The organism is Streptococcus orisratti DSM 15617 (assembly GCF_000380105.1).
Classification (GTDB): domain Bacteria; phylum Bacillota; class Bacilli; order Lactobacillales; family Streptococcaceae; genus Streptococcus; species Streptococcus orisratti.
In genome coordinates this window covers 1-13,269 of sequence record NZ_KB904455.1, presented here as the reverse complement: position 1 = coordinate 13,269, position 13,269 = coordinate 1, and the positions used below count along the sequence as shown (strand labels likewise).

General features: G+C 39.0%; 12 protein-coding genes. 2 read left to right on the top strand and 10 right to left on the bottom strand.

Annotated features, from left to right (window positions below; translation table 11 throughout):
* Positions 1–115: 115 nt before the first annotated feature.
* From A3I7_RS0102885 to A3I7_RS0102850, 8 genes are all read right to left on the bottom strand, one after another.
* On the bottom strand, positions 116–997 hold the full coding sequence (locus A3I7_RS0102885) for a MetQ/NlpA family ABC transporter substrate-binding protein (RefSeq protein WP_018375280.1): 882 nt from the start codon (positions 995–997) through the stop codon (positions 116–118).
* Between the two features lie 228 nt (positions 998–1,225).
* Positions 1,226–2,071 (bottom strand): amino acid ABC transporter substrate-binding protein, encoded by an 846-nt coding sequence (locus A3I7_RS0102880; protein WP_018375279.1) that lies wholly within the window; start codon positions 2,069–2,071, stop codon positions 1,226–1,228.
* A 529-nt stretch (positions 2,072–2,600) separates the two neighbouring features.
* Positions 2,601–4,607, bottom strand: coding sequence for a methionine--tRNA ligase (gene metG / locus A3I7_RS0102875; protein WP_018375278.1), 2,007 nt, complete (start codon positions 4,605–4,607; stop codon positions 2,601–2,603).
* A 133-nt stretch (positions 4,608–4,740) separates the two neighbouring features.
* Positions 4,741–6,396, bottom strand: a complete 1,656-nt coding sequence (locus tag A3I7_RS0102870; RefSeq protein ID WP_018375277.1) for a hypothetical protein — start codon at positions 6,394–6,396, stop codon at positions 4,741–4,743.
* A gap of 414 nt (positions 6,397–6,810) precedes the next feature.
* The gene (locus A3I7_RS0102865; protein WP_018375276.1) at positions 6,811–7,449 is read right to left on the bottom strand and encodes an SdpI family protein; all 639 of its coding nucleotides are present in this window, start codon (positions 7,447–7,449) and stop codon (positions 6,811–6,813) included.
* Positions 7,439–7,717, bottom strand: coding sequence for an autorepressor SdpR family transcription factor (locus A3I7_RS0102860; RefSeq protein ID WP_018375275.1), 279 nt, complete (start codon positions 7,715–7,717; stop codon positions 7,439–7,441). The genes A3I7_RS0102865 and A3I7_RS0102860 overlap by 11 nt, the downstream gene beginning before the upstream one ends.
* A complete protein-coding gene (locus A3I7_RS0102855) occupies positions 7,695–8,600 on the bottom strand; it encodes a CPBP family intramembrane glutamic endopeptidase (protein WP_026217102.1) in 906 nt (301 codons plus the stop codon). The genes A3I7_RS0102860 and A3I7_RS0102855 overlap by 23 nt, the downstream gene beginning before the upstream one ends.
* Positions 8,601–9,053: 453 nt before the next feature.
* Positions 9,054–9,299 (bottom strand): hypothetical protein, encoded by a 246-nt coding sequence (locus A3I7_RS0102850; protein WP_018375273.1) that lies wholly within the window; start codon positions 9,297–9,299, stop codon positions 9,054–9,056.
* Positions 9,300–9,518: 219 nt separating this feature from the next.
* On the opposite strand from A3I7_RS0102850, the gene A3I7_RS0102845 reads away from it, so the two are divergent.
* The gene (locus A3I7_RS0102845) at positions 9,519–10,349 is read left to right on the top strand and encodes an exodeoxyribonuclease III (protein WP_026217101.1); all 831 of its coding nucleotides are present in this window, start codon (positions 9,519–9,521) and stop codon (positions 10,347–10,349) included.
* Between the two features lie 443 nt (positions 10,350–10,792).
* Here the strand turns inward: A3I7_RS0102845 and tsf are convergent, their stop codons facing one another.
* The gene (tsf, locus tag A3I7_RS0102840) at positions 10,793–11,833 is read right to left on the bottom strand and encodes a translation elongation factor Ts (RefSeq protein ID WP_018375271.1); all 1,041 of its coding nucleotides are present in this window, start codon (positions 11,831–11,833) and stop codon (positions 10,793–10,795) included.
* Positions 11,834–12,045: 212 nt separating this feature from the next.
* On the bottom strand, positions 12,046–12,813 hold the full coding sequence (gene rpsB, locus A3I7_RS0102835; RefSeq protein ID WP_018375270.1) for a 30S ribosomal protein S2: 768 nt from the start codon (positions 12,811–12,813) through the stop codon (positions 12,046–12,048).
* A gap of 289 nt (positions 12,814–13,102) precedes the next feature.
* On the opposite strand from rpsB, the gene A3I7_RS12365 reads away from it, so the two are divergent.
* Positions 13,103–13,269, top strand: a 167-nt coding sequence (locus tag A3I7_RS12365) for a helix-turn-helix domain-containing protein (protein ID WP_018375269.1), incomplete at its 3' end; no start/stop codon positions are given.

Here is a 13,269-nt window from a genome sequence, read left to right as displayed (position 1 = left end):
GACAAAAGCGACGTGTAGCGACACGCCCTTTTGTATAATTGTCAAAAGCTAAGACTCCTTGAAAATCAAAATGACAGTTTGTCAACTTACTTTGTTTTCGTTGAGTTTTAATCTCTTAGTTATCTACTTTTGCACCTTCCCAAGCTGGAATGTCAACACCTTTTGTAGCTTCTTGGATAACTTTAGCCACTTCATCTGTTTGATAAGCCTTAATCAATTTTTTAATGGCATCAGCTTTGTCTGATTTTTTCCAATCTTTTTGAGCCGCAATGACATTCACCCACTGATCAGAATTTTTATCCACCGCTTCTTTATAGAGAGTTGTGTCATAGTCCACATTTGCAGACTGAGCGTAGGAGTTATTAATAACCGCGGCGTCAACGGAAGTCAGTGTTGAAGCTGTTTGTTCCGCATTAATTTCAGTAACATCTAACTTTTTAGGATTTGAAGAAATATTCTTAATAGTTGCTAACTCTTTTCCTGAAACGTCAAGCTTCAATAAACCTGCTGCTTGGAGAAGGTAGAGAGCACGACTTTCATTTGAAGCATCGTTTGGTACTGAAATCTTAGCTCCATCTGGGATATCTTTTACATCAGTATATTTTGCCTTACCATCCCCATCAACTCCTGAGAAGAGGCGAATTGGACTAAGAAGAGTATCTGCTGCTGCAACAATAGTTCCATCATTTTCAGAATTCCAGTTACTCAAGAAATATTTATGTTGGAAAGCATTCACATCAATCTCACCATTTTGAAGGGCTTCGTTTGGCTGTGTATAATCCGTAAACTCAACCAACTTAAGTGTAACCCCTTCTTTTTCAGTAAGTTCTTTAACCTTATCCCAGAGTGGCTCAGTTGAATCATCCAAAGTCATGATACCAACTTTTAATTCTGTCGTATCTGATTTTGCAGAATTTGATTTTCCACCGCATGCTGCTAAAATCACTGTTGATGCAAGGGCAATGCTTGCCAAACCAAGTATTTTTTTCAATTTCATATATCTATCCTCTTTTCTTCATAACTGTTATTATTTTATCGCAACTAGTTCCTAGTTTCAAATTGTTTATAATTGTAGAAATCTATAGTTTAAAACTATAACTAATTCCGTATTTGTTATAGGAAACGAGTTTGGATAAAATCACTCCAAACTCGAATTGTCTGATAGAACTAACTGACATTTTTAAAATCTTGAAAATGTCAAATTTCTGTCACCCTTTATCAATCCTTATTTTCCAGGCACGACAAGATCAGCTTCTGCTGGAATGTAATCTGCACTTCCTAAGAATTGCTCAGCCAATTTTGCAATAGTACCATCTTGGTACAATTCTTTAATACGCTTGTTTACAAACTTCTGGAGGTCAGTCTGATCGCCACCAAGTAAGAAGTAAATGTAAGGTTGCTCAGATGATTCCAATTCAATCGTTTTTAGGTTATCAAGACCTTGATTTTTAATAATGGCATTAACTGTTGGAGCATCGAAAATCTTAAATTTAGCTTTACCTTCGTTAAGATTTGTTAAAATCTGAGTGATATTTTCATTAGTGTATTTCAGTTCAACAGGGTTATCAGAATGCTTTTCATTAAATTCTTTCAACTGAGCTTCTGTTGTTGTTCCTTGAACAACCTGAGTTGAATGACCAGCAATATCATCGTATGTTTTGATATCGCTATCTTTTGGAACAACTAGAACCGTTGGAGTTGCACCAGTTGGATAAGAGTAAAGATATTTTGCCGCACGTTCGTCACTATAGCTGATGTTTACCCCTGCCATCTGGTATTTATCAGAATCAAGACCAGTAAAGATGGATGACCATTCTGTCTTTTTAAAAGTCACTTTATACTTGTCCGAACCTTTAAAAACTGCCTTAGCCACTTCAATGTCAAATCCAGTCAACTCACCATTTTCTTGATAAGCAAAAGGTGCTGTTGCCCCAGACGTTGCAAAGACGACCTCTTCCTTTTTACTTGATGAACTTGTTGTATTAGAGTCGGATTGTGATGAGCAAGCCGCTAAGAACACTGTCGAAGCAAGGGCAACGCCTGTAAAACCAATTATTTTTTTCAATGTCATCTATTTTCTCCTCGTAAATGATAAATAGTAGCCGTTAGCACTTATCAGCAATTGTCAAAGCCTAACTAGAACAAAGCCTATCTTATCATTTTTCTCCTTCCTTAACAAATACTTAAATTTTATCACCGTGATATGAAAATCTTATCACGTCAATCAAAAAAATAGCAACCTCGATTTAGCACTTTTAAAATGAAACGTATACAATTAGCATCAATACGTTTCAAAAATATAGTTATTTAGTTTATCTTTGATTACTTCGACGTAAGAGGAAACTCTGTTTCCTATTTATAACTTCAAACACTCCACTGGATTGTTTGAACTCACTTTGCCGTACTTTACGAAAGTGACTTGCTTCGCATGTCTTATTTCCAACCTAGAACAGCCTAAAGGCTGTTCTAGCAACCTGCAGCTCATTGCCTTGTACTAAAAGCAAACTAAAAGACTATAAAAAATCACAAAATATCTAACAGGTCAAACAACACTAAGAAAAAGCAGCAAATCACTTTGCTACTTTAAAATGTTATTCTCTTTATCCAATCTGACTACCATTTGGTACGCTTGAGTCAACGGTTAAAACAGTCAGATTGCCATCATGTTCGGCTGAGAGAATCATTCCCTGACTAAGCAATCCCATCATCTTGCGTGGTTTCAAATTAGCAACGATTTGTAATTTTTTACCAACGAGTTCTTGCTCATTTGGATAGAATTTTGCAATACCCGAGAGAATTTGGCGGTCTTCGCCATCTCCTGCATCCAAACGGAATTTGAGAAGTTTGTCAGAACCTTCAACTTTAGACACTTCTTTAACCTCGGCAACACGGATTTCCACCTTGTCAAAGTCGTCAAACTTAATGGCTTTCTTTTCATTCTTGAGCTCAACTTGGCTTGGTTCCCACTCCTTTTCTTCCTCTTGAGAAATAGCAGAGCCATCACCCATTTGTTCCTTGATGTAGGCAATTTCTTCGTCCATATCTAGTCGTGGGAAAATCGGTGTACCTTTAGCAACAACTTTAACACCTTCTGGGAAGCCTGCAAGGGTAAGATTTTCAAGGTCAAAGTCATTTCCTAGACCTAGTTGTTCCATAATAGCGTTTGATGTTGTCATCATAAATGGTTGAGTAAGGTGTGCCACCACACGAAGACTAGCTGCTAAATGAGCCATTACTGCTGCCAGTTCATCACGCTTAGCGTCATCCTTAGCAAGAATCCAAGGAGCTGTTTCATCGATGTACTTATTGGTACGCGAAATAATATTCCAAACCGCTTCCAGCGCGCGCGGATAATCCACTGCATTCATCTGTTTGTGATATTCCGCTAGATTTTCAGTTACTACTGCTGCCAAATCAGCATCAAATGCAGTGACATTTTCCACGTAAGCAGGAATTTCGCCGCCAAAATACTTGTTAACCATAGCAACCGTACGATTAAGAAGGTTGCCAAGGTCATTAGCCAGCTCATAATTGATACGGCCAACATAATCTTCAGGTGTGAAGGTTCCGTCAGAACCAACTGGAAGTGAGCGCATGAGGTAATAGCGGAGCGGGTCAAGTCCATAGCGTTCGACAAGCATTTCTGGGTAAACCACATTACCTTTAGATTTAGACATTTTACCGTCTTTCATGACAAACCAACCGTGGGCAATCATACGTTCTGGTAATTTCAAATCAAGCATCATGAGTATAATTGGCCAGTAAATAGAGTGAAAACGTAAAATATCTTTTCCAACCATGTGAAAGACAGTACCATTCCAAAACTTGTCAAAGTTAGCGTGGTCTTCCTGACCATAGCCTAGGGCTGTCGCATAGTTGAGCAGAGCATCAAACCAGACATAAACGACGTGTTTTGGATTTGAAGGTACCTTAACGCCCCATGTAAATGAGGTACGGCTAACCGCCAAATCTTCCAAACCAGGTTCGATAAAGTTTTTGATGATTTCATTCATACGGCCGTCAGGCTGGATAAAATCAGGATGGGCATGGAAAAAGTCCACCAAGCGATCTGCATATTTGCTCAGACGCAAGAAATAAGACTCTTCTGACACCCATTCTACTTCGTGGCCTGATGGTGCAATTCCTCCGATAACTTCACCGCTTTCATCACGAAAGACTTCTTCTAATTGGCTCTCAGTGAAAAATTCCTCGTCAGAGACAGAGTACCAGCCAGAATACTCACCCAAGTAAATATCATCCTGCGCCAGCAATTTTTCAAAAACATCAGCCACCACTTTTTCGTGGTAATCGTCAGTTGTACGGATAAACTTATCATAAGAGATGTCAAGGAGTTTCCAAAGTTCCTTAACACCAACTGCCATACCGTCCACATAAGCCTGAGGTGTAATACCCGCTTCTTCTGCTTTAGCTTGAATCTTTTGACCGTGCTCATCAAGTCCAGTCAGGTAAAAAACATCGTAGTTCATCATACGCTTATAGCGTGCTAAGACGTCACAAGCGATGGTTGTGTAAGCAGACCCGATATGAAGCTTACCAGACGGATAATAAATCGGTGTCGTAATGTAAAATGGTTGTTTACTAGTCATTTTCTTTCCTTTCAAATAGGAGCTAATGAAACTCCTTTATTGATAATACATTATTATAGCACAAAGACCACTGTTTTTATAGCTTACTTAATTAGATAAAATAAGAAAAACTAGTATTTTTGTTAAGGAAACTCTACTCAACCTTAAAATGAGACAAGTAATGATTTTCTTCTAGTTGTCCGCTAAAGCTATCCCCCACTTTTAAGAAAGGTAGAGCATCAGTGGTCTCATCGCTGGCTTTAACCTTATAAATCTGCCCCGATGACGAGATATAGTAAACTGTTGAGCCAGAGATCATTTGACTAGCCAACTGCTCAACCGTTCCTTGAATGATAGTTGCTTCCTTTTTCTTCTCACCAGAGGCGTTATTTGATGCCCCTGACAAAACTGAGGTATCTGAGTCCGTAAATTGGGCGATTAAGTCCTCAATATCGTTATCAACGGTAACTTGTTGGTAATCCTCGGCATCAACAAGGGCATAAGATTTAATCAATCCTGCATCGTCTTTGAGTGAAACCAAATAGTAGGCTTTCCCACTGAGTTTGACCAAGCTTGGGGCGGTAGCCGTGTATTTCTTTTCTTGAACTTCTCCTTCAGCAGACTCTTGGGCAGCTGATTCAGTGGCCGACGCCAGCTTGTAATTGGTTACTTGTCGTGTCCGCATATTGACTAAGATAAACCCTAGATTGGAAGAATCTGCTGTTGCCGATGTAATTCCTGTATAGAGGTAAATATCAGATCCGATAGAAATATAGTTGTAACTATCAGTGGTCTTTTTGACACCCGTTTGGCTAAAGACTGTATTCCAGAAACCTTTTTGGTAAGTATAATAATCATCCACACGACTGATAACATTGGAAGCGGAGAACACTCGATCTACCCACTTCGGAACATCATTTAGTGCATAGCGCTTAGTTTCGCCCGTCACAGCATTAAGTAAGATAGCACCATCTGGATCTTTAGATGATAATAAAAATTTTGGTTTGTAGGTTGTTGCCACATAGTAAGGATTACCCTCATCATCAACTTCAAAGGAGGGTTCGCCAAAAATAGTTGTCGGGTATTTTAGGCGTAAATAGCGGAGCGTATCTCTGAAAAAGTACTCTGAGTCCGAGTACTTCATTGGTTGGCTCAACTTGACCAGCTCAGCTTTTCCTGTCGTCTGATTAACCTTTACATAATAACCAATACCTTCTTTACGATTAGATACCCATTTCCAAAAATTCTTGTATTCCAAAGGTGAGACTCGGTAAGGCTGCTTCCCAATAGTAACCTGACGGTAGTCATCAGAAATGCCAAATTGAGAGACCTTGTCAATTGTACCAAGGTAAGTATCTCCAATCTTCTTAGCCGACGAACGATCAAGCAGGGCTAATTTTGAAATATCTGTTTCTGGAAAATCTTTTGTAAAATCAGCTTCAGTAACTTTAATCACATTAGCATAACTTTTAGCACGGAAAATACGGGAATTAAAAAAATTTAATCCTGCCAAAAGGACTAAGATAGTTGCTATTCCACTCAAAATATACAACAGCGGTTTCTTATAGGTAGAAGAAATGCTGACATCCTTACGCAAACGCGATCCTGAAACTTTCTGGCTGGAAGCACGTTTTATAGTTTCTCCAAAAGTTAATAGGCTAACAGCAAAAGTTGCCAGAATCAGTCCTTCTATGACAAAAAACCAAAAACCGACATCTAAGGGGTTAAGGGCAGGCAGAAAAAATAAGTAACTAACCGCCATGACCACTAACCATAGAAGAATCAGGACAGGGGTAAAACGTCTTTTCATAAGAATATCTCCTTATCTCAATGATATTTTTATTATATCACAAAAGTACAAGGGCGGTGAATTTCACTACTAAAACAGCTTCTCAGGACAGGGGTTAAACTTAATCAGTTCGCACAGCCTGAATAAAAATCAGTTTTACATCACGAAGCTAAGTCATTTGTGTTACATAGGGGCACCTCTATAAACTCCCAAAATTGCGAATTTGGAGTTATGGAAGCCTTGTTAAATCAACATTTTAAATTTTAGAAAATTAGTTTTTAGAGGTCCCCATAGCTATAATCAGAATGGCACTACTACCAACTTAGTGATATTCCCAATCTCAAAAGATTCACAAAACCTTTTAACTAAAACCATCAACGCTGAAATGAATGGTGTTCTTTTTACATTTTGTGAACTCTTTTTCGCATCTCTAAATCAACGCTGTTTTGATTTTCCTAACCAATAAGAATACATCACTGGTACACCCAACATCACCACTAAAGTCAAAATAATAACTAAGCCAACTGCAAGCTGTATAAAGGCATTGAAGAAAATTGAAATGCCACAAAATAACCAAATTTTTCCAGCCAAACGATGTGTCTTAACCCAATTTTCTTCATCATACAAAGTCCAAGGCAGGCGAATGCCTATGGTATAATTAGGGCGAGTTTTAGGTAGATAATTTCCAATAACCATAAAAATAATACCTAAAAGCAAGTTCAATATCATGATTTGATTTACAAAGTAGCCTAAGGCCTGTCCATAAATCGATATCATAACAAAGGTTGACACCAAAGGAATAATCCAATAGGTCAAGGAACGCATTTTAGGACTAACATTACCAGCTCTAGGATCCTTACTAGTTATAAAAAGACAAAACCAATGTAATAAAAGCATGAACACTGGTAATCCAAAAACAGTCATCAAACGACCACTAAAACCATCAGCCTGACCTGACAAATTGAAATGAGTTGCCACAGATTCCGGCAATTGAGACCAAAACAAACAACCAAGCAACATTGGTAGTAAAATGACTACACTTGTTAAGCTCAATAATTTTTTATCAATTTTCATTATTTTTACTTCCTTTCAAATCGGTCAGCCAAACCAGCATATCTTCTAGCACCGAGGTATTAAGCTCATAGAAGATAAAATTTTTCTCCCGTGTTTCTAAAATCAAATCTGCTTTTTTCAAGACACTGAGATGATGCGAAATGGTAGCCCCTGTCAACTCAAAACGCTCTGCTATTTCTCCAGCAGATAGCTTTCTACCTTTCAGTAAATCCAAGATTTCCCGCCGAACAGGATTGGATAGGGCTTTAAAGGTTTGTGCGAAGCTCATGGGTAGTTCTCCTTTCTCTTTGTAAAATGACTAGCGCAAAAATCAAGAGAGGCACTCCTGCTATAAATCCAGCAGGTGACGGGCCAAGAATGCGCATGCCTTCCACTTTTTCAGAGGGGAGTTGAAAAAGCAAACCCAGGCCAGCACTAGCATTGATAGACCCATGCATCAGGGCCGATGCCCAGATAGATCCTGTCTTTTCTCGTACCCAACTTAGCAAAATACTCAGACTAAAACAAAAAACAAACATCGCTAGCACACCCAACCAGGGATAGCCAAAGTAGAGCAAACCATAATTATAACCCTGCAAATTTATTGGAAGATGCCACAAACTCCAAATAAGGCCTACTAAGAGATGCGTCTGGAATAGTGAAAAACGTTCACGCAAAACTGGGTAAAGGTACCCACGCCAGCCAATCTCCTCACCCAAGGCTAATAAGCTATTGAAAACAGGGGCGAAAGTCATGGCTGAAAAAAGCTGAGATACAGCCACCAGTTGCAACGGTATACTTTTCTTAAAATGTCCTGTCGCTTCTAACATACTTTGAAGATATTCAAAACCTAGACTGAATTGATTTCTGAAAATCATGAAATAGAGACCTGCCCCGAAAAGACTTAAAATTGTAGGTAGCCAGAGAGCCGTTAGATAATAGCGTAAGCCATTCTTAAAACTTGGCGTGTACTCCTGTAAAGGCACATCTGCTGACTTCATTGCCCTCAAGATAAAAAATGCAAGAGCAGGCGTCCACATGGCAAGCATAGTGCCTAGCTGAGCAAATGACTGACCTAGCTGAATCCCCCAAAACCTCAGTCCTAACCAAATCATCCAAGCTAGACTGTAAGCTAGACCAACAAAAATGAACACACTCCTTCTCTTTGACATTTTCGCCATCTCTTTCTATTTAGAAGTTTTTCTAAATAACATTATACACTTTCCTTATCATAATTCAACAACTATTTAGAAAAAAATCTAAATAGATTTCAAAAAAAGAAAATCTGATTTTCAGAACCTACTGAAAAAGGCCATTTCATCAGAAATTTAACAGGCAATTTTTTTACTCTCTCAAATAGTTGACTAAAAAATCGAATGTACGATAACAAGTTTTCACTAACTAAAACCTGTATTCACAAATGAAATGCTTTTAGATAAGAGATAGTTCTTCGCTAATCAAGGTAGCTTTTTGAAGGAACACTGACTGTATTTTGAAAAAAACTAACGATGAGTAGCTCAAAAACTAGCCTTAGATAAAAGTGCTGAACTGTGAATACAGGCTTTAGGTATCATCATTCGTTTTTACTACTATCATCAACTTCGACTCTTTCTACAAACTGCTTTTCACATGCCCTCTACAAAAACTAGCACAAAGATGAGGCACAAGATGGTCATAAGTACAGCAATGTCAACGATAAAAATTACCCAAAAACCCAAGGGATTTCTGGGATTGATTGAAACTCCCCAACCAATTTCCTTAGGTACCCACAGAGGCTCGGTTGTTGCCTGCTCTCCTCTCAAGCGAAGCATTCTGATAAAGTGCCAAATGAAAAATAGAAACAAAATTAAAAGTGTCAACAATGTAATCATTTTTTACTCCCTTCTCTAGTAATTATATCCCTTAAACCGCTATTTGCAATCCTCAAACTCGCCTGTTCAGGTATTTTCTGGTAGAATAAAAGAAACACTGCTCTAACTCCAATAAAATTAGAAAGGAATTAATTCCATCTGGTAAGTTCACACTATAGAATAGTATGTTACTCTTCTCCTAAACCGACTATGCTTACTAGATTGATTTGGTATCTTACTTTGAAACTCATTTCTTGGAATATTGACTCCCTCAACGCTGCTTTGACCAGCGACTCTCCTCGTGCCCAGCTCTCTCGTGATGTTATTGACACGCTGGTTGCACAAGATGCCGATATCATCGCTATTCAGGAGACCAAGCTTTCTGCTAAAGGCCCAACCAAAAAACACCTTGATATCTTGCACGATTTTTTCCCTAGTTTTAATGTCGCTTGGCGTTCTTCGATTGAGCCTGCGCGCAAAGGCTACGCGGGAACCATGTTTCTCTATAAAAATAGCCTACCAGCACCAGCCATTTCTTATCCAGAAATCGGTGCCCCAAGCACAATGGACTGCGAAGGCCGCATCATTACACTAGAATTCGAAGACTTTTTCGTTACGCAAGTCTATACACCAAATGCAGGTGATGGCTTAAAACGCCTAAATGATCGCCAAATCTGGGATGAATGCTATGCCAATTACCTAGCAGAGCTGGATCGTCAAAAACCCGTTCTTGCTACAGGTGACTATAATGTTGCCCACGAAGAAATAGACCTAGCCAACCCAAACTCTAATCGCCGTTCACCAGGCTTCACCGATGAAGAACGTCAAGGTTTCACCAATCTGCTTGCCAAAGGTTTTACAGATACCTTCCGCTACCTACATGGCAATGTTCCAAATGTGTATAGTTGGTGGGCACAACGTAGCAAGACCAGCAAAATCAACAACACCGGATGGCGCATTGACTACTGGCTCACCTCTGAACGCATTGCCAACAAGATTACCAAGTCTGACATGATTGACTCTGGTACACGCCAAGACCACACACCAATTGTACTAGAAATTGATTTATAAATCTTATACTCAATGAAAATCAAAAGTAGCCTAGGAAACGAAGCCGACGATAGAACTTGAGTTCATCAAGGCAAGTTGACAACGGATAATTTTGATTTTCGAAGAGTATTAGAACCTGTATTCACAGTTCAGCCCTTCCATCTAAGACTAGTTTTTCAGCTACTCATCGTTAGTTTTTAAGGAATTACAGACAGTATTCCTTTAAAAACTGCCTTGATTAGCGAAAAACAATCTCTTATCTAAAAGCACTTCGCTTAACTATCTAGAAGATAGTCGAGAGACTACTCCGCAGTGACTCATCGATACTAACATATCTGATAAATGTGTCAGAAATATTCTAGATTGACTAAAGTCAACAATTTTTCCCGCTACTGCATCTTGTAAGTATGATAAAAAGAAAAGAGGCTAGGATAGAATCCTTGACCTCTTTTCTTTTTTTGTAATTAGTTGTTGAGCGCTGCTGCCATTGTTGCCGCAACTTCTGCTTCAAAGTCATTTGAAGCTTTTTCAATACCTTCACCAACTTCAAAACGTGCAAAGCTGACAGCTTTAGCGTTTACTGAGTCAAGGTAAGCTTCAACAGTCTTGCTGTCATCCATGATGTAAACTTGAGCAAGAAGTGTGTATGCTTGGTCAACCTTTGTATTGTCAAGCATGAAACGATCCATTTTACCTGGAATAATCTTATCCCAAATCTTTTCTGGTTTGCCTTCGGCTTTAAGTTCTGCTTTAATATCTTCTTCAGCTTGGGCAATCACTTCGTCAGTCAATTGTGCTTTAGAACCAAATTGCAAGTGTGGAAGAGCTGGTTTGCCAACCATTGCACGTGATTCGTTATCTTGGTCAATAGTGTGGTTCAATTGAGCCAATTCATCTTTGACAAATTGTGGATCAAGTTCTGTGTAAGAAAGAACTGTTGGTTTCATCGCTGCAACGTGCATTGATACTTGTTTAGCAAGAGCTTCGTCGCCACCTTCGATAACAGTGATAACACCGATGCGCCCACCGTTGTGTTGGTATGCTCCAAAGTGTTGTTCGTCAGTTTTTTCAACCAAGGCAAAACGGCGGAATGAGATTTTTTCTCCGATTGTTGCTGTAGCATTAACATAAGCTTCTTCAAGTGTTTCACCAGAAGGCAATTTAATAGCTAACGCTTCTTCGTTGTTAGCTGGTTTGGCAGCAACAATAGCTTTGGCTGTGTCATTTACCAAGTCAACAAATTGAGCGTTTTTAGCAACAAAGTCAGTTTCGGCATTTACTTCAATAACTGCAGCAACATTACCATCAACGTAAACGCCTGTCAAACCTTCAGCAGCCACGCGGTCAGCTTTTTTAGCAGCTTTGGCCATACCTTTTTCACGAAGCAATTCAATTGCTTTATCAATGTCACCATCAGTTTCTACAAGGGCTTTTTTAGCGTCCATAACGCCAGCACCAGATTTTTCACGCAACTCTTTAACAAGTTTAGCTGTAATTTCTGCCATGATTTTCTCCTCTTTGAATTAAGAATATAGATCATATAAGCACATGACAGGGGCCTTGGAAAATCAATCCCCTCATCCGTACTTAGTATAGTTACATAGTTATTCTAGTTGCTTTAGCCAGTTTGAGCTAGCAGGCAGCCAGAATTTAAAAAAGAACGAGACAGAGCGGTTTGCTTTCTGCCCCGTTTTCATTTTCGTACGAAAAACTAATCTTAGTTGTTATCGCCTTCAACAACTTCAACGATTTCTTCAATTGATTCTGCTTCTGCAGCTGCTTCGAAAGAAACTTCGCTATCTTCACCTTGACGACCTTCGATAACAGCGTCAGCCAATTTAGCTGTGATTAATTTAACAGCACGGATAGCATCGTCGTTTGCTGGGATGATAACATCGATATCATCTGGATCAGCATTTGTGTCAACCATGGCAACAACTGGGATACCAAGTTTTTTAGCTTCTTTAACCGCGATTTGTTCTTTATGTGGGTCAACAACGTACATAACGTCTGGAATACGAGGCATATCTTCGATACCACCCAAGAATTTCTCAAGACGAGCGCGTTGTTTGTTAAGAAGTGCAACTTCTTTCTTAGGAAGAACTTCGAAAACTCCTTCTTCTTCCATACGTTTGATTTCTTTCAAACGAGCGATACGTTTTTGGATTGTACCCCAGTTTGTAAGAGTTCCACCCAACCAACGGTGGTTGATGTAGTATTGACCTGCGCGTGTAGCTTCTTCAGCAACTGCTTCAGCAGCTTGCTTTTTAGTACCTACAAACAAGATAACCGCATCATTTGCTGCTGCATCACGAACAAATTCGTAAGCTTGGTCAGCCAATTTTACAGTTTGTTGCAAGTCGATAACGTGAATACCATTACGTTCTGTGAAGATGTACTTAGCCATCTTAGGGTTCCAGCGACGAGTTTGGTGACCAAAGTGTACACCAGCCTCAAGAAGTTGTTTCATTGAAATTACTGCCATGAGTAGTTTCTCCTTTATAAAATGTTTTTAACCTCTCTCAAACGTCGGCTTGCAGACCAACCTTGCGGCAACAAGTCCACAATCGGTTTAAGATGAGTATTTGTTGTCTAAGCAACCCCATTATTATAACAAATTATCCATTTAAATGCAAGTTTTTTACTGTTTTCTATCAAACCTAAATTCTCACCTAAATTCTCAAAGTAAATTCTAGTCTAACACCAAAACTGGAAATTAGACTGAGACAAAAAAATAAGGTAGAACTTACTATGGGACAAGTTGGTAACTGACAATGAAAAACAAACATCTTACACTTTCTAATCGCAATGATATTCAAATAGGAATTGAACAACTTAAGCCCTTCTCAGCTATAGCAGCTAAGTTAGGAAAAGACCCGTCCACAATTTCAAAAGAAGTTCGCAGAAATCGACTGGTTAAAGAAAATTCTGTGACATCTAA